The organism is Kosakonia sp. SOY2, assembly GCF_027109175.1.
Classification (GTDB): Bacteria; Pseudomonadota; Gammaproteobacteria; order Enterobacterales; family Enterobacteriaceae; genus Kosakonia.
In genome coordinates, this window is the sequence record NZ_JAPVXH010000001.1 from 1,405,467 (window position 1) to 1,429,362 (window position 23,896).

A 23,896-nucleotide genomic window follows, 5' to 3' on the forward strand; every position below is an offset into this window, starting at 1 on the left:
CCGCTTTGTGAGGTGGTTAAAAAAATACCTGTTCGCCCATCTTGTGCGCGTTCTGCGGCAGCGATAATTTATTGGCCTGACAATTTATGTTGATGCGTGGTTAAGTGCAGGTGTGCTATGAGTGATGTGAATCCGTGCATGTCGTGCGGAGCCTGTTGTGCGTATTTTCGAGTCTCTTTCTATTGGGCTGAAGCGGATGACGCTGGCGGCCCTGTCCCGGCTCAACTCACCGAGCCGCTAACCCCCTTTCTGCGCTGCATGAGAGGAACCAACCAAAAGCAGAGCCGCTGTACGGCGCTGCAGGGTACGCCCGGCGAGTCGGCCAGTTGCAGTATTTATGCGAACAGACCCTCTCCCTGCCGGGAATTTGCGATGTCCGGCGAAGACGGAAAGGTTAATGAAGCCTGCGATCGTGCTCGCGCGCGCTACGGTTTAGCGCCTCTTTACAAAGATATGCTTTTCCATACAAGCAGCGATGCTGCCACTGAGAGTGTATTCGGGGTACAATTGCCCGCAATTTAACACCGCTATACTCAAGGAGAGTGCATGTCTATCACGGCGAAGTCCGTTTACCGTGACACGGGAAATTTTTTTCGTAATCAGTTCGTTACCATTTTACTGATCGCGCTGCTTTGTGCGTTTATCACGTTCTTACTTGGGAGCGCCTTTAAGCCCAGTGACGAGCAACTCTCCATTTTAAGTGAAGGGGATAATCTTGCAGGCAGCGTCGGGTTGTTTGAACTGGTGCAAAATATGACGCCGGAGCAGCAACAAGTGCTGCTCCGCGCCTCTGCGGCGTCGACGTTTTCCGGCCTTGTTGGCAATGCGATTCTCGCTGGTGGCGTGCTGCTGATGATCCAGATGATTTCTGCGGGTCAGCGCATCAGCGCGTTGCGGGCGATTGGTGCCAGCGCCCCACTGTTGCCGAAGCTATTTTTACTGATTCTGCTGACCACGTTTATCGTGCAAATCGGCATTATGTTTGTGATTGTCCCGGGCGTCATTCTGGCGATCCTGCTCGCTTTCGCACCGGTGATACTGGTGCAGGATAAAACGGGGATTTTCGCTGCCATGCGTAACAGCATGCGTTTTGCCTGGGCGAATATGCGTCTTGTCGCTCCGGCAGTGTTAGGTTGGTTACTGGCGAAAACATTCCTGCTGCTGTTTGCCCATAACTTTGCGGTGTTCACTGTAGAAGGCGGCGAAGTGATTGCCAATACGTCGAGCAACCTGATTTCCGCAGCGCTGCTGGTTTATCTGTTCCGCCTCTATATGTTGATGCGTTCGTGATTGTTCCGGTTGTCCGCGTCTGTGGGCAACCCCTTATGATGGAATCGTAGAATGAAGCAGTTTCTTGATTTTCTGCCGTTAGTGGTCTTTTTCGCCTTTTACAAACTGTACGATATCTATGCGGCGACCACTGCGCTGATCATCGCGACCGCTATCGTGCTGATATACAGCTGGGTGCGCTATCGCAAAGTGGAAAAGATGGCGCTGATTACTTTTGTGCTGGTCGCGGTATTCGGCGGGCTGACCCTTTTCTTCCATAACGATGAGTTTATTAAATGGAAGGTGACGGTGATTTACGCCCTGTTCGCTGCAGCGCTGCTCTTCAGCCAGTGGGTAATGAAAAAGCCACTGATCCAGCGCATGCTCGGCAAAGAGATCGCGCTGCCGGAAGCCGTTTGGGGCAAGCTGAACATCGCATGGGCACTGTTCTTTATTTTGTGTGGTCTGGCGAATATCTACATTGCCTTCTGGCTGCCGCAAAATATCTGGGTGAATTTCAAAGTGTTTGGCTTAACCGCCCTGACACTGCTCTTCACCGTGCTGAGCGGTGTTTATATCTACCGCCATATGCCCGCGCAGGACGACAAATCCTGAGAATGAAAGCCAGGCTCTCGTGCCTGGCTTTTTTCTTTCCGAACGCCCCGCATTCGTAGTAGCATCCCGCCATAAATCCCTCATAGCAGAAGAGATAACAATGACAACCCTTCAGGACACTCCCCAGGGAGATCTTGTTTTACGCACATTAGCAATGCCAGCAGACACCAATGCCAACGGCGATATCTTCGGCGGCTGGTTAATGTCACAAATGGATATTGGCGGGGCAATACAAGCCAAGGAAATTGCGCATGGCCGCGTGGTGACGGTGCGCGTTGACGGCATGACTTTTCTTCGCCCGGTCGCGGTGGGCGACGTGGTGTGCTGCTATGCACGCTGCGTTAAACGGGGCAACACATCAGTGACGATTAATATTGAAGTGTGGGTGAAGAAGGTCTCATCCGAGCCAATTGGTCAGCGCTATAAAGCGACGGAAGCGCTGTTTATTTACGTCGCAGTGGATAATGAAGGTAAACCGCGCCCGTTACCGCAGGCATAAGAAAAAAGCCTCCGTAAGGAGGCTTTTTTTATTCCATTGAGGCACCGCCGTTCAGGCGGAACACAATATTCACAATTAATCCCGAACCCGGTTTCCCTGACTCATAACGCCACTTGCGCATTGCCGCTTTTACTTCACGCTCGAACATATTCGCCGGTTGCGCCGACAATACTTCAACGTTCTCAACACGGCCATCTGAGGTGACGTCAAATTTCACTTTTACCCGGCCTTCAATACGCAGTGCTTGCGCGCGGGCCGGATACTGCGGCTGATTGCGGCTCAGCGCGCGCGGGCCGGCAGGAACAGCCGGCGCTGGCTGGGTTGTTGCCGGCGGCGTCGGATTCGCGACCGGGCGTGCGGGCGCGTTATTCTGGAACGGCGAGGCCGGTTGCGGCGTTACCGGTTTTACTTCGCGCTTCGGCTGCTCGACCTTTTTCTCCGGTTTTGGTTTTGGCTTAGGTTTTGGCTGCGGTTTGGGCTTTTCAATCACCACTGGCGCTTCTTTCGGAGGCTCAGGAACGGGTTCCGGCTCGGGCTCCGGTTCAACCACCGGCTCCGGCGGTTGAGCAACCTGGGGAGGTTCCAGATCGGCAGGCGAAACCATCGTTACCGTAATAGGCTGCGCAGGCGCAGGAAGTTCAACGACCTGATGTACCGATGTATAGAGCAGACCCGCCACGACAGCACCATGAATACCGATGGACAATAGCGTCGGCCAGGGAAAGCGGCGAGGTAAATCGAGGGTCATTGAAGTCATAATCGTGTCAGTTAAAAAACCAGAGCTAGATTTTAAATGCAAATAGCAATCATATTCAACAAGCCATCGCATGCGCAGGCCATTTAGTCGGGTAAATGGGTAAAAAAGCCGCATGCTTTGCATGGCTGTTACCGCATTGTCATCTTTACATTGCAGTCGTTTCACCTTTCACATAGGGTATGGCTTTCTTATCTGTAAGGAGTTCTGCCCGTGCTGTACGTTATTTTTGCTGAAGATATTGCTGACTCGCTCGAAAAACGTTTGTCCGTGCGCCCTGCCCATCTGGCGAGACTGCAACTGCTGCACGATGAAGGCCGCCTGCTGACTGCTGGCCCAATGCCGGCCGTTGACAGCAACGATCCGGGAGCGGCGGGTTTCACTGGCTCGACGGTGATTGCTGAGTTTGAATCGCTGGAAGCGGCGAAGTCCTGGGCAGAAGCCGATCCTTACGTCGCTGCCGGGGTTTACCAGAACGTAACGGTGAAGCCGTTCAAAAAAGTATTCTAAAAAGAAAAGACCCGCCACGGCGGGTCTTTTACATTACAGGCGGCTTCAGAACCCGGCAGCATTTCACATCCGGCTGATGAGTTGATCGCCTGTGCAAATCGCGGCGTATTAACGAACTCGCCCGCGACTAACATATACCCGCTTCCTGCGGTATATATAGACAGACAGATCGCCAGGTCTGGTTTTTATTATTTAATGCCCAACGCTTTTGGAAAAAAGATTAATAATCACCACCCCGGCGATAATTAACCCCATCCCCATGATTGCCGGCATATCCAGTTTTTGCCCGTGTACAAGCCAGCCAGCAAGACCTATCAGCACAATACCTGCACCTGACCAGATGGCATAAATCACCCCGGTAGGCAGAGTGCGCATCGTAATTGTCAGGCACCAGAATGCGATGCAATACCCGGCGATACTGATAATACCGGGTAACAAACGGGTAAAGCTGTCGGAAGATTTCAGCGCCGTGGTGGCAATCACTTCCATCACAATGGCAATACTGAGAAAGATAAAGGCTTCTTTATTCATATGGGTTACCGGACAATATTAACGTTTACTCAGCGCCAGACGGGTGGCAAACAGCAAAAAGACCATGCCCGTGCAACGATCCATCCATCGTATGACTTTTTCTTTACGCAGGAATGACGCCAGCGGGCGCGTGGCAGAAATCAGTAGCGTCGACCAGCAGGTGCCCAGTAAAAGGTGAATAAAAACCAGGCCAAACGTCCACGCGATCGGCGGTTGCCCCTGCGGAATAAACTGCGGCAAAAATGAGACATAAAAAATGCCCACTTTCGCGTTAAGTACGTTGCCGAACATCCCTTTGATAAACCAGTTCTGCGATTTCGTATCGCTTGCGTCTATCGCCGCAAACGATCTGCGCGTGCGCAGCAACATGTTCATGCTCAACCAGCATAAATAGGCAGCACCGCAATATTTCAGGATATTGTACGCCAGCTCAGAGACTGCGATCAGTGCGCCCAGACCAAACGCCACCATTGCGCCCCAGATAAGGCAACCGGTGTTGATTCCCATCTGTGCCTTGAAGGCCTCTTTGCGCCCCTCAACGGTCGCGGTGCGTAGTATCAGCGCCGTGTCCAGCCCCGGTGTTAATGTCAAAAGCGTGGCGGCGAAGGTAAAAGCCAGCAGACTCTCCATTACCGACATACGACAACTCCCTCTTTAGCACTAAGTCCAGAAACGATCGCGGGCACCTGTTCGGTGCCCGGATATTAAAGATCGTAAATAGCGAATAACAGCACATTACGATGACGGTTTACGCCACATTTCCTGATGGCGTGGATGCGCATATTGCGTCGTGATTGCGCTTCCAGCCAGCGCGCTTTACGGCGGCTCATCTGCCGCAGCATACGCCAGCGCCCCACTTCCGTTCGACTACGCTTCATTTTTACAACTCAAAACTTAACAGAAACGCCATTATAGTCCGTCAACTTCGCCAGACCAGCGCTTTTCGGCGTTTTTATTTGCCAGATGAATGCGGATGCGTACACTCATGAAATACGGTTTTTAAAAAGGATTTTTATCTATGTCCGCTTTTTACACGGTAATGAGTTGGCTGATTGTCCTGGGTTACTGGCTACTGATTGCTGGTGTAACACTGCGCATATTGATGAAGCGCCGCGCGGTCACCTCCGCGATGGCGTGGTTATTGATTATTTACATCCTGCCGCTGGTTGGGATCATCGCCTATCTTTCCCTGGGTGAGCTGCACCTTGGAAAACGTCGCGCCGAGCGCGCCCGCGCTATGTGGCCTTCGACTGCCAAGTGGCTGAATGATCTGAAAAATTTCAAGCATATCTTTGCCACTGAAAACAGCGGTGTGGCGTCGTCTCTTTTCAAGCTTTGCGAGCGACGTCAGGGGATCGCCGGGGTTAAGGGCAACCAGTTGCAGCTACTCACCTCAACCGATGATGTCATGCAGGCATTGATCCGCGACATCCAGCTCGCCCGCCACAATATTGAGATGGTGTTTTACATCTGGCAACCCGGCGGGATGGCGGATCAGGTGGCCGAATCGTTAATGGCCGCAGCGCGCCGCGGCGTACACTGCCGCCTGTTGCTGGACTCTGCCGGCAGCGTGGCGTTTTTCCGCAGCCCGTGGGCAACCATGATGCGAAACGCCGGCATTGAAGTGGTCGAAGCGCTGAAAGTGAATTTAATGCGTGTTTTTCTGCGCCGCATGGATTTACGCCAGCACCGAAAAATCGTGTTGATAGATAATTACATCGCCTACACCGGCAGCATGAATCTGGTTGATCCGCGCTTCTTTAAGCAAGATGCTGGCGTCGGTCAGTGGGTCGATTTGATGGCGCGCATGGAAGGTCCGATCGCTACGGCAATGGGGATTGTTTACTCTTGCGACTGGGAAATTGAAACCGGAAAACGCATTCTTCCCCCGCCGCCGGACGCCAACATCATGCCTTTTGAGGAGGCCAGCGGCCACACCATTCACACCATTGCTTCCGGGCCTGGTTTTCCGGAAGATCTGATCCATCAGGCATTGCTGACCGCTGTCTACGCCTCGCGCGAATATTTAATTATGACCACGCCCTATTTCGTGCCCAGCGACGACCTGCTGCATGCGATTTGTACGGCTGCTCAGCGCGGTGTGGACGTGAGTATTATTCTGCCGCGCAAAAACGATTCGCTGCTGGTCGGCTGGGCCAGTCGGGCATTTTTTGGCGAGTTGCTGGCCGCAGGCGTAAAGATTTACCAGTTCGAAGGTGGTTTGCTGCATACCAAAAGCGTGCTGGTGGATGGCGAACTGAGCCTCATTGGTACTGTAAACCTGGATATGCGTAGCCTGTGGCTGAATTTCGAAATCACGCTGGTGATTGACGATGCCGGTTTCGGTGGCGATCTGGCGGCCGTACAGGATGATTACATCTCCCGCTCCCGCTTACTTGATGCGCGATTGTGGGTAAAACGGCCGTTCTGGCACCGCATTGCTGAACGACTGTTTTACTTCTTCAGTCCGTTGCTGTAAAACGTGCCCAACAGACGCGAAGAGGTAATCATGGAAATGGATCTGAATAATCGCCTGACCGAAGACGAAACCCTTGAGCAGGCTTACGACATCTTCCTCGAACTGGCAGCGGATAATCTCGACCCGGCGGACATCATTCTTTTCAACTTACAGTTTGAAGAGCGTGGCGGCGCTGAGTTGTTTGATCCTGGCGAAGACTGGCAGGAACATGTGGACTACGATTTAAACCCGGACTTCTTCGCTGAAGTGGTCATTGGCCTTGCGGATACCGATGGCGGCGAAATCAATGACATCTTCGCACGCGTCTTACTGTGCCGCGAAAAAGATCACAAACTTTGCCATATTCTCTGGCGCGAATAAGCGCGGAAAGAGAAAAGAAAAAGGGCTGACAGTTGTCAGCCCTTTTTTATATGCGTGGATTATAGCGGGTCGACTTTCAGGCAGGAGACCGCATGACGGAAGCTGCCCTCCAGCACCGGACGTGTCTGCGCGCACTCAGGCCCGGCAATCGGGCAGCGAGTACGGAACACGCAGCCCGACGGCGGGTTGATTGGTGACGGCAAATCCCCTTCCAGCAACTGTATCGTCTTGTTCTTTTCCCGATCCGGATCCGGAACCGGCACCGCCGACATCAGCGCTTTGGTATATGGATGCAGCGGGTTCTGGTACACCTCGTCATAAGTGCCTAGCTCTACAGCATGGCCGAGATACATCACCAGCACACGGTCGGAGATATGCTTAACCACCGCCAGGTCGTGGGCGATAAAGATTAGCGACAGCCCCATTTCACGTTGCAGTTGCTGCAGCAGGTTAACGACCTGCGCCTGGATTGAAACATCCAGCGCGGAAACCGGCTCATCACAAATGATCAGTTTCGGTTCGAGGATCAGCGCGCGGGCAATACCGATACGCTGACACTGGCCACCGGAGAACTCATGCGGATAGCGGTTAATCAGGTTCGGCAGCAGCCCCACTTTCATCATCATCGTTTTAACGCGATCGCGCACTTCCTGGCGCGACATTTTCGGATGATAGGTGCGCAGCGGTTCGGCGATGATTTCACCGATAGTCATACGTGGGTTCAGTGATGCCAGCGGATCCTGGAATATCATCTGGATATCGCTGCGCACGTCGCGCCACTCTTCCTGCTTCATGCCCAGCAGGTCTTTACCCAGCCAGGCCACTTTTCCGTCGGTGGCTTTCACCAGGCCAATAATGGCACGGGCGAAAGTCGACTTGCCGCAACCGGATTCGCCCACCACACCGAGGGTTTCCCCTTCGTACAGACGCAGCGTAACGCCATCAACCGCTTTCAGGGTTTTCGGCGGTTGCCAGAACCACTGCTTGCCATCTTTGATGTCGAAATGCACCTTTAAATCGGCGATTTCCAGCAGCACTTTTCTCTCATCAATCGCGGTATTCATACCAGTTCCTCCACCGATTTAAAGCAGGCGCGCAAACGGCCCGGGGCAAACTCCTCCAGCGGTGGAGCACTGTTACAGATTTCCATCGCATGCGGGCAGCGCGGCTGGAACGGGCAGCCTTTCGGCAGACGCAGCAGGTTCGGCGGGTTGCCAGGAATGGTCAACAACGCTTCGCCTTCCGTGTCGAGGCGCGGTACGGCATTCAACAGGCCGATAGAGTACGGATGGGAGGGCTGATAGAACACATCGCGCGCTTTGCCATACTCCATGGTACGGCCAGCGTACATCACCAGCACTTTGTCACAGATACCAGCAACAACGCCCAGGTCATGGGTGATCATAATGATTGCGGTGTTGAATTCGCGTTTCAGCTCGTTCAACAGGGTCATGATCTGCGCCTGTACGGTCACGTCCAGCGCAGTGGTCGGTTCATCGGCGATCAACAGTTTTGGCCGGCATAACAACGCCATTGCGATCATGACACGCTGGCGCATACCGCCGGAAAACTCATGCGGATACATGCGCATGCGTTTTCGCGCTTCCGGCATTTTCACCGCGTCGAGCATTTTAACGGACTCTTCAAATGCTTCCGCTTTGTTCATGCCTTTGTGCAACATCAGGACTTCCATCAACTGCTCACCCACGCGCATATACGGGTTCAGCGAGGTCATTGGGTCCTGGAAAATCATCGAGATCTGCTCGGCGCGCAGTTTGTTCAGCGCCTGCTCCGGCAGGTTAAGGATCTCTTTGCCGTTGAACGTCGCCGAGCCGCCAATACGCCCGTTCGCCGCCAGCAACCCCATCAGAGCAAACGCCGTCTGGGATTTACCGGAACCCGATTCACCCACGATACCCAGCGTTTCACCGGCACGCAGGGAGAAGTTCAGGTCATTCACCGCCGTGACGTCGCCATCCGGGGTCTGGAAGGTCACACGCAGATCTTTCACGTCCAGCAGGAGATTGGATTGCTGCTGCGTCGCCGACGCGAATGAGGTTTCAGTTATGCTCATAACAGCACTCCTTAACGGTCTTTCGGATCGAGGGCATCACGCAGGCCATCGCCGATAAAGTTAAAACAGAACAAAGTGATAACCAGGAAACCTGCCGGGAACAGCAGCAACCACGGCGACACTTCCATTGAGTTCGCACCATCGCTTAACAGCGCGCCCCAGCTGCTCAGCGGCTCCTGGGTACCCAGACCGAGGAAGCTCAGGAAGGATTCGAACAGGATCATGCTTGGTACCAGCAGTGAGGCATACACCACCACCACGCCCAGTACGTTTGGCACAATGTGGCGCACAACAATATTAGCGGTAGAAACCCCGCCGACCTGCGCCGCTTCGATAAACTCTTTCCGTTTCAGGCTCAGGGTCTGACCACGCACAATACGCGCCATATCGAGCCAGGAAACCATGCCGATAGCAACAAAGATGAGCAGGATGTTTTGCCCAAAGAACGTCACCAGTAGGATCACAAAGAACATAAACGGGAAGGAGTTGAGGATCTCCAGCAAACGCATCATCACCGAGTCCGTTTTGCCGCCCAGGTAGCCGGAAAGTGAACCGTAGAGCGTTCCCAGGATAACGGCCACCAGCGCCGCAGCGATACCCACCATCAGCGAGATACGTCCGCCGATTGCCACACGCACCAGCAGGTCGCGCCCGGAAGAGTCAGTACCAAAATAGTGACCGGACTCCATATCCGGCTTGCTGGACATCATGCCCCAGTCGGTATCGAAATAACTAAACTGCGACAGCATCGGTGCTAATGTTACAAACAGGGCTATCAGCAGCAGTACGATCAGGCTTGCTACCGCAGCACGGTTATGCATAAAGCGACGGCGTGCGTCCTGCCACAGGCTTCGTCCTTCGACTTCCAGTTTCTCACTGAAGTTTTCCAGCGCCTCGCTGTTTTTCTTACTTAACATCATGGCGAACTCCAGTATTAATAACGAATCTTCGGATCGATAACGGCATACAGCACATCAACAATCGCGTTAAACAGAATGGTCAGCGTGCCAACCAGAATGGTCAGGCTCAGCACCAGCGAATAGTCACGGTTCAGCGCGCCGTTAACGAACAGCTGGCCGATACCCGGCAGACCATAAATGGTCTCGATAACCATGGAACCGGTAATGATGCCGACAAACGCCGGGCCCATATAGGAGAGCACTGGCAGCAGCGCGGGTTTGAGCGCGTGGCGGAAAATGATCCGGCGCATCGGCAACCCTTTGGCACGCGCAGTGCGAATAAAGTTTGAGTGCAAAACTTCAATCATCGAACCACGGGTGATACGTGCAATGCTGGCAATATAAGCCAGAGACAACGCCACCATCGGCAGGATCATGAATTTCAGTGCCCCGCCATTCCAGCCGCCCGCGGGCAGCCACTTCAGCACGATGGCGAAGATCATCACCAATAACGGCGCGACAACGAAGCTCGGGATAACGACCCCGGTCATTGCCAGCCCCATCACCGTATAGTCCCATCGGGTATTCTGGTTAAGCGCGGCTACGACACCGGCCGTAACGCCAAAGACAATCGCCAGAATAAATGCCGCCGCACCTAATTTTGCGGAAACCGGGAAGCTTGCCGCTACCAGGTCATTCACGGTGTAGTCTTTGTATTTGAATGACGGCCCGAAATCGAAATGCGCCAGCTGTTTCAGATAACTGAAATATTGCGTGGTTATCGGGTCGTTTAAATGATATTTCGCTTCAATATTCGCCATGACCTCTGGCGCCAGCGCACGTTCACCGGTGAATGGACTTCCCGGCGCGAGACGCATCATAAAGAACGAGATGGTAATAAGAATGAAAAGTGTTGGGATCGCTTCAAGACAGCGACGTAGGATAAATTTCAACATTGCCCGTACCTTCTGGCCTGTGCCTTTTACACATTCTCTTTCAGGCGGTTAAGCCTGCGACCGATGTGTGTTCTGGTGCGATAAAATAAGACACTGTGGGGCAGGTCGCCCTGCCCCACTCATTGCCATTAATGCTTGATAATATACAAGTTTTTAACGTAGATATTATCCATCGGGTCTTTACCGGTGTAGCCACCAACCCAGGTTTTCACCAGACGGGCGTTCACGTAGTAGTAAACCGGAACGATCGCCGAGTCTTTATCCAGTTGCTGTTCAGCTTTGGAATAAAGCTCGCTGCGCTGTGCTTCGTCAGTGACTTTCAGCGTGTCGCCGATCAGCTTGTCAAACGCCGGGCTCTTATAGTGCGCGGTGTTGTTGGAGCTGTCAGAAAGCATGGTATTCAGGAAGGAGGTCGGTTCGTTGTAGTCCGCACACCAGCCCGCACGTGCAACATCAAAGGTGCCCTGATGACGCGTGTCGAGGAAGGTTTTCCACTCCTGGTTTTCCAGCTTAACGTCTACGCCAAGGTTTTTCTTCCAGATGGAAGCCACAGCGATCGCCAGTTTTTTATGCAGATCGGAGGTGTTATACAGCAGGCTGAACGACAGCGGTTTGTCTGCGGTGTAGCCAGCTTCGGCCAGCAGTTTTTTCGCTTCCGCGTTACGCTGTTCCTGGGTCATTTTGAACCAGGCCGGTTCAGTTAATTTTGCGCCATCGGTGTACGGCGGCGTGTAGCTGTATGCCGGCAGATCGCCCTGGTTTTTCACTTTGTTGACGATGATGTCGCGATCCAGCGCCAGTTTCAGCGCGGTACGAACGCGAACGTCAGTGAACGGGGCTTTCTGGTTGTTGATTTCGTAGTAATAAGTACACAGGTACGGGTCGACGTGTACTTCTTTAGGAATCTCTTTTTTCAGCTTCTGGAACAGTTCGATCGGCATGTTGTTATAAGTCATGTCGATTTCGCCGCTGCGGTAGCGGTTAACGTCTGTCACTTCAGAAGAGATTGGCAGGTACGTTACCTGGTTAATAACGGTTTTCGCGTTATCCCAGTAGTTGGTGTTGCGCTCAAGAACGATACGTTCGTTGACCACCCAATCTTTCAGTTTGTAAGCACCGTTGGTCACGATGTTCGCCGGCTGGGTCCATTTTTCGCCGAATTTTTCAATGGTGGCTTTAGGCACAGCCGAAACAGATGGGTGAACCAGCAGTTTATAGAAATAAGGAACCGGCTCGCTCAGGGTGACTTCAAAGGTGTAATCATCAATTGCTTTTACGCCAAGATCGCTGGTCGGTTTTTTGCCAGCGATAACATCGTCGATATTGGCGATGTGGCCGTACTGCAGATAGCTCGCATACGGAGAAGCGGTTTTCGGATCCGCCAGACGCTGCCAGCTATAAACAAAATCATGCGCCGTTACAGGCGTACCGTCGGACCATTTCGCGTTTTTACGCAGATGGAAGGTCCAGACTTTAAAATCTTTATTATCCCACGACTCTGCGACACCGGCAGTCGGGTGACCCTGAACATCGGAGATCAGCAGACCTTCAAACAGGTCGCGGTTGATGTTGGACTCAGGAACCCCTTCGATTTTATGCGGATCGAGAGATTGCACTTCAGAACCGTTGTTACGAACCAGCGTTTGCTTCTCCGCCAGTTGTACTCCTGCCGGTACATCGGCAGCCATTGCCGCGTTACCGGTAATTAGTGCAGTCAAAATCCCCGCAGCTACCAGACTTTTCTTTGTGATGATGGACATTGTGTTGTTACTCCACTCATTATAATTACTGACGTTCACGCCAGCGTGTTTCATCCCCTGTTGGGGGCCTGTATAGCGCAGGAGCTTTTTGGCGCTATCAGACATCTTTTTTACTGCTGCTATCACCGACTTTTTTTATTACGGACTGCTCAAACGGCAATCTTGCGTCGATTCTGTTACGCGTCTCCCCTGTCGAGACGCGCGGTGTTCATTATGACGAGCGTTTTATATGAAAACGATTCTCATCTGAGCTGTTTATTCTGCAAATTATAAGGTCGAGAAACATAATGGGCGGAAAATAACAAATGCCCTCTGCTGCCGCCAATACATTTTGCAAATTTGTTAACCATTTCTCTTTTACGACACAGCATCAAGCGCAAGGCAATAGCTTTTCAGCCTCCCTGTTAAATTTTTATCTATTATTATCAATGAGATAAATGAACATCACCACCATGTGATGTTTTTCGACTGACGCTGTGCTTTTTTGCACAAAAAAGCAACAATTGACTACTTTTTAGCACATTCATCTGCGAGAAGATTGAAAGTACTAATATCATTTCAATTATGTCACGGCAAGCCCAATAGTATTATGTGACAGAAATAACAGGTGCGATTGCGCGAATTCCGCACAGCAGAGATTCGTTATACTTATAATTCGCTGATTGACAACAGATTTTCTGATTAGTGTAATTTATTATACTTTCCGCCGTTTTGCGCTTTCGTCATATGTTTTGCTGATTTTGCGCGTTCCTTGACAGCGATTTTGCAACGTAAAAAGGTCATCGCTATATAGAAGAAAGCATAACGACAACCTTTTTATTTCCTTATTAAAGGAAGAAGTGAATCAGTTCAGCAAACCAGGAAATAGCGATCTCGCCCCTGCGACAATAAACTCAATACCCAGCGCCATAAGTAACAATCCCATAATACGTGTAATAACGTTGATACCCGTTTGCCCAAGCAAACGCACCAGCCAGGGCGCGATACGAAATAGCCCCCAGGAGCTGAGCGCAAACAGCGCGATCGCAACGGTAAAACCGATCAGATGCTCAACGGTGTGATAGCGTGTTCCCCAGACAATGGTGGAACTGATCGCCCCCGGCCCCGCCATCAGAGGCAAAGCTAACGGTACAACGCCAATACTTTCGCGGATGGCTGTCTCTGACTTTTCTTGTTTATTCTGCTTATCTTCACCCAGTTTCCCGCTGATCATCGACATGGCAATAGTCACCACCAGAATGCCCCCGGCAATGCGGAACGAATCGATCGAAATACCAAACAACTGCAATATGGCATCGCCAAGAAACAGAGATGTCCAGAGAATAATGGCCACGGACAGATTGGCGGTGAGATTCGTTTTATTGCGTGCGGCGGTCATCTGGTAGCTGGTCATGCTAATAAAGACCGGAATAATGCCGACCGGATTGACCAACGCAAACAGGCCAATAAAAAATTTAAAATAGAGGGGAAGATCGAACACGATGTGCTCCACAGTAGGTTTCGTAACGTTGTCAGATAAATAACCTATCGGCACGACAGGAAAATCCATGCAGAAGATACGCGCTTTCGCTGCGTAGTTCATCATGATTTCCGTGGAAATTCGCAGCAATACAGCATGTTATTCAGTTGTGGGAATTGTGATAATCTTAGAGCGCGCCTGGCCATATGCCATTAACATTTGCTACAAACGCCCAAAAATGGGCTGCTGAAAGGTGTCAGCTTCGCTGAAATTTGATGTAGATCACGCAACGCTTACTCAGAAGTGGGTAATCTTGATGACACGAAAAGAGCTCAAAAGTGTCAGTAAGTGCGTAGTATCCTCGAGGCTCTTTCAGTAAATCAGTGGTGGATGGTTTAGCGTTAACTCTTTGTTTTTATGAAATTTACGCAACCTGCAGCCGGTCTGTCTATACTATCCAATTAGGCAGCTGGTTTACTAAAAGAGTTTAAACATTATCAGGAGAGCATTATGGCTGTTACTAATGTCGCTGAACTTAACGCACTCGTTGAACGCGTGAAGAAAGCCCAGCGTGAATATGCCAACTTTACTCAAGAGCAAGTAGATAAAATCTTCCGTGCTGCCGCTCTGGCCGCCGCAGATGCTCGTATCCCGCTGGCAAAAATGGCGGTTGCCGAATCCGGCATGGGTATTGTTGAAGACAAAGTGATTAAAAACCACTTCGCTTCCGAATATATTTACAACGCGTATAAAGACGAGAAAACCTGCGGCGTTCTGTCAGAAGATGATACCTTCGGCACCATTACCATTGCAGAACCAATCGGCATTATCTGTGGTATTGTTCCGACCACTAACCCAACCTCTACCGCTATCTTTAAATCACTGATTAGCCTGAAGACCCGTAACGCCATCATTTTCTCCCCGCATCCGCGCGCTAAAGATGCCACCAACAAAGCAGCTGATATCGTACTGCAAGCAGCCATTGCCGCTGGTGCCCCGAAAGATCTGATCGGCTGGATTGACCAACCGTCTGTCGAACTGTCTAACGCATTAATGCACCACCCGGATATCAACCTGATCCTCGCCACTGGCGGCCCAGGCATGGTAAAAGCGGCGTACAGCTCCGGTAAACCGGCGATCGGTGTTGGTGCAGGTAACACCCCGGTTGTGATTGATGAAACTGCTGATATTAAACGCGCAGTGGCATCCGTACTGATGTCTAAAACCTTCGATAACGGCGTTATCTGTGCTTCTGAACAGTCCGTTGTTGTAGTTGATTCTGTCTACGATGCGGTTCGTGAGCGTTTCGCCAGCCACGGCGGTTACCTGCTTCAGGGCAAAGAGTTGAAAGCCGTTCAGGACATTATCCTGAAAAATGGCGCCCTCAACGCCGCTATTGTTGGTCAGCCTGCTTATAAAATCGCTGAACTGGCCGGTTTCACCGTTCCAACGACCACTAAGATCCTGATTGGTGAAGTGAAAGTTGTCGATGAGAGCGAACCGTTCGCCCACGAAAAATTGTCCCCGACGCTTGCCATGTACCGCGCAAAAGATTTCGAAGACGCGGTCGAAAAAGCAGAGAAACTTGTCGCCATGGGCGGTATCGGTCATACCTCTTGCCTGTATACCGACCAGGATAACCAGCCAGATCGCGTTGCTCACTTCGGTCAGAAGATGAAAACCGCGCGTATCCTGATTAACACCCCGGCTTCTCAGGGTGGTATCGGTGACCTGTATAACTTTAAACTCGCGCCTTCCCTGACTCTGGGTTGTGGTTCCTGGGGTGGTAACTCCATCTCTGAAAACGTTGGTCCGAAACACCTGATCAACAAGAAAACCGTTGCTAAGCGAGCTGAAAACATGTTGTGGCACAAACTTCCGAAATCTATCTACTTCCGCCGTGGCTCTCTGCCAATCGCGCTGGATGAAGTGATTACTGATGGTCACAAACGCGCGCTTATCGTGACTGACCGTTTCCTGTTCAACAATGGTTATGCAGATCAGATTACTTCTGTACTGAAAGCGGCCGGCGTTGAAACCGAAGTGTTCTTTGAAGTTGAAGCAGACCCAACACTGACCATCGTACGTAAAGGCGCTGAGCTGGCGAACTCCTTTAAACCAGACGTGATTATCGCGCTGGGTGGCGGTTCCCCGATGGACGCCGCGAAAATTATGTGGGTGATGTACGAACATCCGGAAACCCATTTTGAAGAACTGGCGCTGCGCTTTATGGATATCCGTAAACGTATCTATAAGTTCCCGAAAATGGGCGTGAAAGCGAAAATGATCGCTATCACCACCACTTCCGGTACCGGTTCTGAAGTTACGCCATTTGCGGTAGTAACCGATGATGCCACCGGTCAGAAATATCCACTGGCAGACTATGCTCTGACGCCGGATATGGCGATTGTCGACGCCAACCTGGTGATGGATATGCCGAAATCCCTGTGCGCCTTCGGTGGCCTGGATGCGGTCACTCACGCACTGGAAGCTTACGTATCCGTACTGGCTTCTGAGTTCTCTGACGGCCAGGCGCTGCAAGCGCTGAAATTGCTGAAAGAGAACCTGCCAGCGTCTTACAACGAAGGTTCAAAAAACCCGGTTGCTCGTGAACGCGTTCACAGTGCCGCTACCATTGCCGGTATCGCCTTTGCCAACGCCTTCCTTGGTGTGTGCCACTCCATGGCGCACAAACTGGGTTCGCAGTTCCACATTCCGCACGGTCTGGCTAACGCCCTGCTTATCTGTAACGTTATTCGCTATAACGCGAACGACAACCCGACTAAGCAGACCGCGTTCAGCCAGTATGACCGCCCGCAGGCACGCCGCCGTTATGCAGAAATCGCTGACCATTTAGGCCTGACTTCTGCCGGTGACCGTACTGCAGCGAAAATCGAAAAACTGCTGGCATGGCTGGAAAGCATCAAAGCTGAACTGGGTATACCGAAATCTATCCGTGAAGCTGGCGTACAGGAAGCTGACTTCCTGGCTAACGTGGATAAGCTGTCTGAAGATGCGTTTGATGACCAGTGTACTGGTGCGAACCCGCGCTACCCGCTGATCTCCGAACTGAAACAGATCCTGCTGGATACTTTCTACGGTCGTGAATACAAAGAAGGTGAAGTAGCGGTAGTGAAAGCTGAAGCTGCTCCAGTTAAAGCAGACAAAAAAGCGAAGAAACCCGCTTAATTGTTAACGCTAATAAAAAACCCGCTTCGGCGGGTTTTTTTATTGCGAAAGAGAGGAAACAAAAACTAACCTCTGACGCGTTGCTGAATCGTCGTTAAAGAGCCCTCTTGCAGCGCTTCTTTGTAGTGTTTGCGGCACACGGACACATAGCGTTCATTGCCGCCAATGACCACCTGTTCTCCTTCGTTATAAGGGCGCCCTTCTTGATCAAGGCGCAGCACCATACTGGCTTTACGCCCGCAGAAACAGACAGTTTTCAGCTCAACCAGTTTATCTGACCAGGCCAGCAAATATTGGCTACCTACAAATAACTCACCGCGAAAATCCGTACGCAAACCGTAACAGAGCACCGGAATATCCAGTTGATCGACAACTTCCGATAACGCATAAACCTGTTCACGCGTTAAAAACTGGCACTCGTCGACCAGAACACAGTGCACAGCTTGTTGTTGATGCTCTGCGTTGATTTCGTCAAACAACGAGGAGTTGTGATTAAACAACCGTGCGGGTGAAGATAAGCCGATACGAGAGCTAACCTTGCCTGCTCCGAAACGATCGTCAATTTCGGCGGTGTAAACCACCGTGCGCATCCCTCTTTCTTGATAATTGTAAGAGGATTGTAGTAACGCTGTTGATTTCCCCGCATTCATTGCTGAATAGTAGAAATAAAGCTGTGCCATTGCGTGCAAAACCCCAATCAAAGTGTGATATTCCCGGTGAGGAGTGTACCATATTTTATCTGCTCCTCCTGTGGTCGCTCCGCGATTGAAGTAAATCCATCCTCAATAGCAGACTCATAGATATTCCAATAGTTAATCCTTTGAGTTGTTACTGCCAAAGAAACAGCAATAAGAAATTCATGATCTTACAAATTTTTTTAATCGGAACATTCTCACCCAGGCATACGGAAATTATTAATAATTTAAGGAAGAAGCACTTTCAACGCTGGAATACTTAAGGTCGATATTTATCCATAATGGCTATAAACACGGATCAGATTAATCAGAAGTTCGTGCATAAACACGCCGTAAACGGCGCTGCCAGTACATCGGTATAAGTGGTTTTTTGTGCGTTTCTTCAAGAAAAATTTAAGTTAGCGATATTTATAAATCGACTTAATAAAGCGGCATTTTGAATTCCTTACATTCACAGCTATTGCACTGACGAAATTAACGCTCTATTATTAGCCCGACAAACCACCCCAATATAAGTTTGAGATTACTACAATGAGCGAAGCACTTAAAATTCTGAACAACATCCGTACTCTTCGTGCGCAAGCAAGAGAATGCACTCTGGAAACGCTCGAAGAGATGCTGGAGAAATTAGAAGTTGTGGTTAATGAGCGCCGCGAGGAAGAAAGCGCTGCCGCAGCTGAAGTTGAAGAACGTACGCGTAAATTACAACAATATCGTGAAATGCTGATCGCTGACGGTATTGATCCGAACGAATTGCTGAACAGCATGGTTACCGCTAAGACTGGTACTAAAGCAAAACGTGCAGCACGCCCGGCTAAATATAGCTATGTTGATGAAAATGGCGAGACTAAAACCTGGACAGGTCAGGGTCGTACTCCAGCAGTAATCAAAAAAGCAATGGACGAACAAGGCAAACAACTCGACGATTTCCTGATCGAAGAGTAATCAAGCCAGATTTCAAAAGGATCCCGCCAACTGGCGGGATTTTTTTTGATAAAGCACACATTCTCTTCACAAATATAGTGTATGGCATCTGGAATATAGGTTTCTCAAATGCGTACTGCTCAAATCCTGGTCAATTCATTTATTGTTTTGTGCGATATCTTCTGCACCGCTTTGACATAACCTTTTCATTAGGAACATTCACAAATAAAAAAGGCCGGAGATAAGCAGTGCGATGCACTATTATCTCCGGCCTTATTCAGACTACTAAAGAAAGCGTATTATGCTTTCCCGGCGCCGACAGTTTCTTCGAGCCAGGCTTTAAATTCCTCGCCCAGCGAATTGTGACGAATACCGTACTCTACAAATGCACGCATATAGCCAAGTTTATTACCGCAGTCATGGCTTTTGCCTTTCATATGATAGGCTTCTACGGTTTCTTTCTCGATTAGCATATCGATAGCATCGGTAAGCTGGATCTCATCACCTGCTCCCGGAGGTGTTTTCGCCAGCAGCGGCCAAATTTCTGCGCTCAGAACATAGCGACCCACAACGGCAAGATTAGAAGGTGCTACGTTAGCTTTCGGTTTTTCAACCACGCCCACCATTGGAACGCTATCACCCGGGTTCAGCGTTGCGCCTTTGCAATCCACTACGCCGTAAGCAGTAACATCATCCACAGGTTCAACCATGATCTGGCTGGCACCGGTTTCATCAAAACGTTTAATCATCTCAGCCAGGTTATCCTGGGAAAGATCGGATTCGTATTCATCCAGAATAACGTCCGGCAGAATAACCGCTACGGGCTCGTTACCTACTACCGGGTGCGCACACAATACGGCATGTCCCAGACCTTTCGCCAGCCCCTGACGCACCTGCATAATGGTTACGTGCGGCGGGCAAATAGACTGAACTTCTTCCAGCAACTGACGTTTTACGCGTTTTTCCAACATTGCTTCGAGTTCGAAGCTGGTATCGAAGTGGTTTTCGATAGAGTTTTTAGATGAATGTGTTACCAGAACGATTTCAGTAATGCCGGCAGCGATACACTCATTTACGACATACTGAATTAATGGCTTATCAACCAGCGGTAACATTTCTTTAGGAATTGCCTTAGTCGCTGGTAACATCCTGGTTCCCAATCCCGCAACCGGGATTACTGCTTTAGTCACTTTCGAATTTATTGCAGCCATTGAAAATCTCCTGGACTGTCCATGCTTGAACATGTTCATGAATTAACTCGCGTCTGAGTATATCAGTACCAACCCATTGACCAGGTCTGAAAAGGACGCGCTAACATCTAATTAGGACTAATACGCATAAACTGCGGCGATAGTACCACCCGTTTTTATGCGGAGGGTAAATCTATCTGCAAAGTATGATTCGATCGCTCATTCCGCGCTCAACATTAAACGCAGCCGCCCACCGGCGCCCCACACCTGACATTGCCAGGAGTCGCAACGCTGGCTCAGCTGATTTAAATAGGTATTGCCAAGCGTACCGAGAGGCACACCATTGCTGATTTGAATTTGATGATCGCCGGTATTTAACGTTGCGTTAAGACCAGCCGAAACAAGTATCAGGTTTTTCAGTTCACTGTGGTAATAACCGACAAGCAGTGGAAACTGACCGGGTAAATTAGCCTGATGCAATAATTGGTTTACCTGCTTGAGCAGCGCGCCCATCTCGGGTAAACGCTGGCGCTGGTGAGAAAGCTGTTCTTGCAGCAACCCATTAAATAAGGCGCGCAACAACAGCGCCGCCAGCACACCGTTATTTTCTGCACGCGTCACGTCCAGGCAATAAAACGCCAGGTCCTGACCTGATATCGGCGCGATATCAAGCACCAGGCCAGGGCTTTCAACAGAAACCAGTTGCCGATAATTTACCCGGCAACCGGAAATAACTTGCTGCACCGGAGGCTGAAGTTCCTGCAATAAATTCGCCGCGGCCTGAGGATTATCGACCAGCGCGTCCCAGTCCTGGAACAAGCGCTCCTCTTCCTCAACGCGTGAATTAAACATATTGGGATAAAGACAAGCGAAAAGCGTTTCTTTTAAACGATTAAGATCTTTAACGGGTTTAAGAACGACATCCTGAACGCCAAGACGCAATGCTTTAGCAATATCCGCCATATTTTCTGTCGCCGATATCACAAGCACCGGCGTTTGCATGCCCCGATTGCGTAACGTCTCAATGAGGACCAGGCCATTCATGCGCGGCATAGCAAGATCGCAAATCATCAGATCGGGATTATTTGCTGCCAACAGCTCAAGCGCGACAACCCCATCTTCCGCCAGCAGCGTTATCGCGCCTAAAGATTGCAACCACGAATCCAGCAGAGAGCGGAAAACGGGCTCGTCTTCAACGATCAGTATCTGTTTTCCGGCCAACGGCTGCGTCATCTTATCTCCCCTGCCTGACGATAGATCAATAGTGGCATGCTTCGCCGATAATCGCCTGTCAGAATTTGCTGAAGTCTATAAAAAATCTACTTACGAAAGGGTCCGTACTAAAGGAAGCAACTCATCCATTTTCTTTTCTGTCGCCAGTTGCCCCGCAGCAATAGCAGCATCAGCTCGATGAAAATCGAGTGTCGAAATTTGTGGGCAGAGAGGTTGCAACAGAATATCTGGCGGATCGCCAGCCATACGATTACGTTTGAGCCGGTTTTCAAGCACCTGAATCGAGGTACTCATGATTTCCATCGCCGTCGGCGCGATCGGCCGTTTTGGCGCGATCCGCCCCAGCCGTTCACGCAGACGTTGATGCCAGCGCTGCGTGGCAACCGTGTCGCTGTCTTTATCATTATTAGAAAGATTCACCGACAGCAGATCTTGCTGCATCAGATGGGCGTCATGCTGCAAATCCACGGCAATCACCACATCCGCACCTAACGCGCGGGTAAGGGAAACCGGTACGGGATTCACTACCGCGCCATCTACCAGCCAGTAACCGTTATGCGGAACCGGTGACATTAACCCGGGCATACTACAGGAGGCGCGAACAGCATGATGTAAATCCCCTTCAGTGAACCATAGCTCGCGCCCGGTGCTAAGGTTAGTTGCCACCGCGCCGAAGCGTTTCTGGCAATGGTTAAAATCCGCGAACGGCAACAACTGGCGATACTGATTGAACACGCGTTCACCGCGCAACAGACCACCACGCTGCCAGGAAAGATCCATCAGTCGCAACACATCCCAGTAGCCAAAAGAGCGGACCCATTTCTCCAGTGCCGGCAGACGACCACACGCGTAAGCGGCACCGACCAGTGAGCCAATGGAACACCCCGCTACAATATCAATTTCGATACCGGCACGCTGTAATGCGTTAATCACGCCGATATGCGCCCAACCCCTGGCCGCGCCGGAACCGAGCGCCAGACCAATTTTTACCTTTCTCATAACGCTTATTTTACTTCCCCCGGCTTACTGTAGCCACAGCGCTACGGCTCAGTTAACATATCGCTACCCTGGCGCTAACGCGCCGTTATTTTTATTCCTGGAATGCTATTTTGTCACAATCTTGCCCTTGCGGTAGCGCTCTGGAGTATAGCCTATGTTGCCAGCCTTATCTGTCTGGTGCGCAGCTTGCGCCGGATCCGTCACGCCTGATGCGATCGCGCTATACGGCTTTTGTGTTACATCAGTCAGAGTACCTGGTAAAAACCTGGCACCCATCTTGTGGCGCGGAGGCGTTCCGCCAGCAAATTGAAGCGGGCTTCGCAGCGACCACATGGCGCGGGCTGACGGTATTTGAGCATGCTTACGGCGAAAATGATAATGAAGGCTTCGTCAGCTTCGTGGCGCGGTTTAATGAGCATGGCAAAGACGGCGCAATTATCGAGCGTTCCCGATTCTTAAAGGAGAACGGCCAGTGGTACTATATCGACGGAACGCGGCCGCAATTTGGCCGTAACGATCCCTGCCCTTGTGGGTCAGGTAAAAAATTCAAAAAGTGCTGCGGGCAATAGGCCTGCCAGCACCTTATAGCAAACACCATCAACAGGATTTACCCGGCAATGCATTCAACACAACGTAAAATTTTGCGCACCATTTGCCCCGATCAGAAAGGCCTCATCGCGCGAATCACCAATATTTGTTACAAGCACGAACTGAACATTGTGCAGAATAATGAATTTGTCGATCACCGCACCGGTCGTTTCTTTATGCGTACCGAGCTCGAAGGTATTTTTAACGACGCCACGCTGCTGGCGGATCTCGATAGTGCGCTCCCGGAAGGTTCGGTACGCGAGCTGAATCCAGCCGGTCGTCGCCGCGTTGTCATTCTGGTCACCAAAGAGGCGCACTGCCTTGGCGATCTGCTGATGAAAGCAAATTACGGTGGCCTGGATGTCGATATTGCCGCCGTGATTGGCAACCATGAAACGCTGCGTTCTCTGGTTGAACGGTTTGATATTCCGTTTGAACTGGTTAGTCATGAAGGCCTGACGCGTGAAGCCCATGACCAGCTGATGGCGCAGGCCATTGAAGCACACCAGCCGGATTACGTGGTACTGGCGAAATATATGCGCGTATTAACGCCAGAATTCGTGTCCCGCTTCCCGAATAAAATCATCAATATTCACCACTCGTTCCTGCCCGCTTTCATTGGCGCCCGCCCTTATCATCAGGCTTACGAGCGCGGCGTGAAGATAATCGGTGCCACTGCGCACTATGTGAATGACAATCTGGATGAAGGCCCAATCATTATGCAGGACGTGATCCATGTGGATCACACCTATACCGCCGAAGATATGATGCGCGCGGGCCGCGATGTCGAGAAGAACGTATTGAGCCGCGCGCTGTATCAGGTGTTAGCGCAACGCGTGTTCGTTTACGGCAATCGCACGATTATTCTTTAACCATTAATAAAATGTGTTGTTCGGCTTTGCAGCGTTACGGG

General features: G+C 50.9%; 25 protein-coding genes. 11 read left to right on the forward strand and 14 right to left on the reverse strand.

Translation table 11 applies throughout. The annotated features are described in order from the left end of the window. Positions 1-117: 117 nt before the first annotated feature. The 4 genes from O3S68_RS06600 to yciA all read left to right on the forward strand — a co-directional run bounded on the left by O3S68_RS06600 (position 118) and on the right by yciA (position 2,383). A complete protein-coding gene (locus O3S68_RS06600; protein WP_269231091.1) occupies positions 118-522 on the forward strand; it encodes a YkgJ family cysteine cluster protein in 405 nt (134 codons plus the stop codon). A gap of 24 nt (positions 523-546) precedes the next feature. Beyond that, positions 547-1,290 (forward strand): YciC family protein, encoded by a 744-nt coding sequence (locus O3S68_RS06605; RefSeq protein ID WP_269231092.1) that lies wholly within the window; start codon positions 547-549, stop codon positions 1,288-1,290. Positions 1,291-1,341: 51 nt separating this feature from the next. Continuing rightward, positions 1,342-1,884 carry a septation protein A gene (locus O3S68_RS06610; RefSeq protein ID WP_016495852.1) on the forward strand — a complete coding sequence of 181 codons (543 nt, stop codon included), beginning with the start codon at positions 1,342-1,344 and terminating at the stop codon, positions 1,882-1,884. 100 nt (positions 1,885-1,984) lie between these two features. Further along, the gene (gene yciA, locus O3S68_RS06615; protein ID WP_017457174.1) at positions 1,985-2,383 is read left to right on the forward strand and encodes an acyl-CoA thioester hydrolase YciA; all 399 of its coding nucleotides are present in this window, start codon (positions 1,985-1,987) and stop codon (positions 2,381-2,383) included. A 28-nt stretch (positions 2,384-2,411) separates the two neighbouring features. Here yciA and tonB read toward each other — a convergent pair whose 3' ends face one another. Further along, positions 2,412-3,131, reverse strand: coding sequence for a TonB system transport protein TonB (gene tonB / locus O3S68_RS06620; RefSeq protein WP_269231668.1), 720 nt, complete (start codon positions 3,129-3,131; stop codon positions 2,412-2,414). Between the two features lie 219 nt (positions 3,132-3,350). Here tonB and O3S68_RS06625 point away from each other — a divergent pair, with 219 nt between their 5' ends. Beyond that, positions 3,351-3,647, forward strand: coding sequence for a YciI family protein (locus O3S68_RS06625; RefSeq protein WP_016495849.1), 297 nt, complete (start codon positions 3,351-3,353; stop codon positions 3,645-3,647). 192 nt (positions 3,648-3,839) lie between these two features. On the opposite strand, the gene O3S68_RS06630 is transcribed toward O3S68_RS06625, so the two are convergent. The 3 genes from O3S68_RS06630 to O3S68_RS06640 all read right to left on the reverse strand — a co-directional run bounded on the left by O3S68_RS06630 (position 3,840) and on the right by O3S68_RS06640 (position 5,056). Further along, positions 3,840-4,178 (reverse strand): SMR family transporter, encoded by a 339-nt coding sequence (locus O3S68_RS06630; protein ID WP_045513477.1) that lies wholly within the window; start codon positions 4,176-4,178, stop codon positions 3,840-3,842. A gap of 18 nt (positions 4,179-4,196) precedes the next feature. Further along, positions 4,197-4,817, reverse strand: coding sequence for a LysE family translocator (locus tag O3S68_RS06635; RefSeq protein ID WP_269231093.1), 621 nt, complete (start codon positions 4,815-4,817; stop codon positions 4,197-4,199). 65 nt (positions 4,818-4,882) lie between these two features. Continuing rightward, entirely contained in the window at positions 4,883-5,056 is a 174-nt protein-coding gene (locus O3S68_RS06640; RefSeq protein ID WP_017457170.1) for a YciY family protein, read from the reverse strand. 140 nt (positions 5,057-5,196) lie between these two features. Here O3S68_RS06640 and cls point away from each other — a divergent pair, with 140 nt between their 5' ends. Continuing rightward, a complete protein-coding gene (cls, locus tag O3S68_RS06645; protein ID WP_016495845.1) occupies positions 5,197-6,657 on the forward strand; it encodes a cardiolipin synthase in 1,461 nt (486 codons plus the stop codon). A gap of 30 nt (positions 6,658-6,687) precedes the next feature. Continuing rightward, complete coding sequence (locus O3S68_RS06650; RefSeq protein ID WP_016495844.1) at positions 6,688-7,017, forward strand: HI1450 family dsDNA-mimic protein; 330 nt, start codon at positions 6,688-6,690, stop codon at positions 7,015-7,017. Between the two features lie 59 nt (positions 7,018-7,076). Here O3S68_RS06650 and oppF read toward each other — a convergent pair whose 3' ends face one another. The 6 genes from oppF to O3S68_RS06680 form a co-directional block, all read right to left on the reverse strand. Next, the gene (oppF, locus tag O3S68_RS06655; RefSeq protein ID WP_016495843.1) at positions 7,077-8,081 is read right to left on the reverse strand and encodes a murein tripeptide/oligopeptide ABC transporter ATP binding protein OppF; all 1,005 of its coding nucleotides are present in this window, start codon (positions 8,079-8,081) and stop codon (positions 7,077-7,079) included. After that, the gene (locus O3S68_RS06660; protein WP_045513483.1) at positions 8,078-9,091 is read right to left on the reverse strand and encodes an ABC transporter ATP-binding protein; all 1,014 of its coding nucleotides are present in this window, start codon (positions 9,089-9,091) and stop codon (positions 8,078-8,080) included. Before O3S68_RS06660 ends, oppF begins: the two co-directional genes overlap by 4 nt. A gap of 11 nt (positions 9,092-9,102) precedes the next feature. Then, a complete protein-coding gene (gene oppC / locus O3S68_RS06665) occupies positions 9,103-10,011 on the reverse strand; it encodes an oligopeptide ABC transporter permease OppC (protein ID WP_016495841.1) in 909 nt (302 codons plus the stop codon). A gap of 14 nt (positions 10,012-10,025) precedes the next feature. After that, complete coding sequence (gene oppB / locus O3S68_RS06670; protein ID WP_016495840.1) at positions 10,026-10,946, reverse strand: oligopeptide ABC transporter permease OppB; 921 nt, start codon at positions 10,944-10,946, stop codon at positions 10,026-10,028. A 128-nt stretch (positions 10,947-11,074) separates the two neighbouring features. Then, a complete protein-coding gene (oppA, locus tag O3S68_RS06675; RefSeq protein ID WP_016495839.1) occupies positions 11,075-12,706 on the reverse strand; it encodes an oligopeptide ABC transporter substrate-binding protein OppA in 1,632 nt (543 codons plus the stop codon). An 844-nt stretch (positions 12,707-13,550) separates the two neighbouring features. Then, positions 13,551-14,189 carry a YchE family NAAT transporter gene (locus tag O3S68_RS06680; RefSeq protein ID WP_370447798.1) on the reverse strand — a complete coding sequence of 213 codons (639 nt, stop codon included), beginning with the start codon at positions 14,187-14,189 and terminating at the stop codon, positions 13,551-13,553. A 486-nt stretch (positions 14,190-14,675) separates the two neighbouring features. On the opposite strand from O3S68_RS06680, the gene adhE reads away from it, so the two are divergent. Continuing rightward, positions 14,676-17,354: a bifunctional acetaldehyde-CoA/alcohol dehydrogenase gene (adhE, locus tag O3S68_RS06685; protein WP_016495837.1), complete on the forward strand. Its 2,679-nt coding sequence runs from the start codon at positions 14,676-14,678 to the stop codon at positions 17,352-17,354. 65 nt (positions 17,355-17,419) lie between these two features. Here the strand turns inward: adhE and tdk are convergent, their stop codons facing one another. Beyond that, positions 17,420-18,034, reverse strand: coding sequence for a thymidine kinase (gene tdk / locus O3S68_RS06690; protein ID WP_016495836.1), 615 nt, complete (start codon positions 18,032-18,034; stop codon positions 17,420-17,422). Positions 18,035-18,580: 546 nt separating this feature from the next. On the opposite strand from tdk, the gene hns reads away from it, so the two are divergent. Beyond that, a complete protein-coding gene (hns, locus tag O3S68_RS06695) occupies positions 18,581-18,994 on the forward strand; it encodes a histone-like nucleoid-structuring protein H-NS (protein WP_017457162.1) in 414 nt (137 codons plus the stop codon). Between the two features lie 278 nt (positions 18,995-19,272). Here the strand turns inward: hns and galU are convergent, their stop codons facing one another. The 3 genes from galU to rssA form a co-directional block, all read right to left on the reverse strand. Continuing rightward, positions 19,273-20,184 (reverse strand): UTP--glucose-1-phosphate uridylyltransferase GalU, encoded by a 912-nt coding sequence (gene galU / locus O3S68_RS06700; RefSeq protein ID WP_017457161.1) that lies wholly within the window; start codon positions 20,182-20,184, stop codon positions 19,273-19,275. A gap of 198 nt (positions 20,185-20,382) precedes the next feature. Next, positions 20,383-21,396 (reverse strand): two-component system response regulator RssB, encoded by a 1,014-nt coding sequence (gene rssB / locus O3S68_RS06705; protein ID WP_016495833.1) that lies wholly within the window; start codon positions 21,394-21,396, stop codon positions 20,383-20,385. 90 nt (positions 21,397-21,486) lie between these two features. Then, positions 21,487-22,395, reverse strand: a complete 909-nt coding sequence (gene rssA, locus O3S68_RS06710) for a patatin-like phospholipase RssA (RefSeq protein ID WP_045513490.1) — start codon at positions 22,393-22,395, stop codon at positions 21,487-21,489. A gap of 110 nt (positions 22,396-22,505) precedes the next feature. Between rssA and O3S68_RS06715 the strand changes: the two genes are divergently transcribed. Further along, on the forward strand, positions 22,506-22,964 hold the full coding sequence (locus tag O3S68_RS06715) for a YchJ family protein (RefSeq protein ID WP_071925192.1): 459 nt from the start codon (positions 22,506-22,508) through the stop codon (positions 22,962-22,964). 48 nt (positions 22,965-23,012) lie between these two features. Beyond that, entirely contained in the window at positions 23,013-23,855 is an 843-nt protein-coding gene (gene purU, locus O3S68_RS06720; protein WP_097399703.1) for a formyltetrahydrofolate deformylase, read from the forward strand. The last annotated feature ends 41 nt before the right edge of the window (positions 23,856-23,896 follow it).

What these genes read in the sequence shown, in the direction of transcription:
- O3S68_RS06650 (WP_016495844.1), top strand. Translation starts at nt 6,688, where the DNA reads ATGGAAATGGATCTGAATAATCGCCTGACCGAAGACGAAACCCTTGAG.
- oppF (WP_016495843.1), bottom strand. Translation starts at nt 8,081, where the DNA reads ATGAATACCGCGATTGATGAGAGAAAAGTGCTGCTGGAAATCGCCGAT.
- O3S68_RS06630 (WP_045513477.1), bottom strand. Translation starts at nt 4,178, where the DNA reads ATGAATAAAGAAGCCTTTATCTTTCTCAGTATTGCCATTGTGATGGAA.
- tonB (WP_269231668.1), bottom strand. Translation starts at nt 3,131, where the DNA reads ATGACCCTCGATTTACCTCGCCGCTTTCCCTGGCCGACGCTATTGTCC.
- O3S68_RS06635 (WP_269231093.1), bottom strand. Translation starts at nt 4,817, where the DNA reads ATGTCGGTAATGGAGAGTCTGCTGGCTTTTACCTTCGCCGCCACGCTT.
- galU (WP_017457161.1), bottom strand. Translation starts at nt 20,184, where the DNA reads ATGGCTGCAATAAATTCGAAAGTGACTAAAGCAGTAATCCCGGTTGCG.
- oppC (WP_016495841.1), bottom strand. Translation starts at nt 10,011, where the DNA reads ATGATGTTAAGTAAGAAAAACAGCGAGGCGCTGGAAAACTTCAGTGAG.
- tdk (WP_016495836.1), bottom strand. Translation starts at nt 18,034, where the DNA reads ATGGCACAGCTTTATTTCTACTATTCAGCAATGAATGCGGGGAAATCA.
- yciA (WP_017457174.1), top strand. Translation starts at nt 1,985, where the DNA reads ATGACAACCCTTCAGGACACTCCCCAGGGAGATCTTGTTTTACGCACA.
- oppB (WP_016495840.1), bottom strand. Translation starts at nt 10,946, where the DNA reads ATGTTGAAATTTATCCTACGTCGCTGTCTTGAAGCGATCCCAACACTT.
- O3S68_RS06660 (WP_045513483.1), bottom strand. Translation starts at nt 9,091, where the DNA reads ATGAGCATAACTGAAACCTCATTCGCGTCGGCGACGCAGCAGCAATCC.
- hns (WP_017457162.1), top strand. Translation starts at nt 18,581, where the DNA reads ATGAGCGAAGCACTTAAAATTCTGAACAACATCCGTACTCTTCGTGCG.
- oppA (WP_016495839.1), bottom strand. Translation starts at nt 12,706, where the DNA reads ATGTCCATCATCACAAAGAAAAGTCTGGTAGCTGCGGGGATTTTGACT.
- O3S68_RS06605 (WP_269231092.1), top strand. Translation starts at nt 547, where the DNA reads ATGTCTATCACGGCGAAGTCCGTTTACCGTGACACGGGAAATTTTTTT.
- O3S68_RS06640 (WP_017457170.1), bottom strand. Translation starts at nt 5,056, where the DNA reads ATGAAGCGTAGTCGAACGGAAGTGGGGCGCTGGCGTATGCTGCGGCAG.
- purU (WP_097399703.1), top strand. Translation starts at nt 23,013, where the DNA reads ATGCATTCAACACAACGTAAAATTTTGCGCACCATTTGCCCCGATCAG.
- O3S68_RS06610 (WP_016495852.1), top strand. Translation starts at nt 1,342, where the DNA reads ATGAAGCAGTTTCTTGATTTTCTGCCGTTAGTGGTCTTTTTCGCCTTT.
- adhE (WP_016495837.1), top strand. Translation starts at nt 14,676, where the DNA reads ATGGCTGTTACTAATGTCGCTGAACTTAACGCACTCGTTGAACGCGTG.
- rssB (WP_016495833.1), bottom strand. Translation starts at nt 21,396, where the DNA reads ATGACGCAGCCGTTGGCCGGAAAACAGATACTGATCGTTGAAGACGAG.
- cls (WP_016495845.1), top strand. Translation starts at nt 5,197, where the DNA reads ATGTCCGCTTTTTACACGGTAATGAGTTGGCTGATTGTCCTGGGTTAC.
- O3S68_RS06600 (WP_269231091.1), top strand. Translation starts at nt 118, where the DNA reads ATGAGTGATGTGAATCCGTGCATGTCGTGCGGAGCCTGTTGTGCGTAT.
- rssA (WP_045513490.1), bottom strand. Translation starts at nt 22,395, where the DNA reads ATGAGAAAGGTAAAAATTGGTCTGGCGCTCGGTTCCGGCGCGGCCAGG.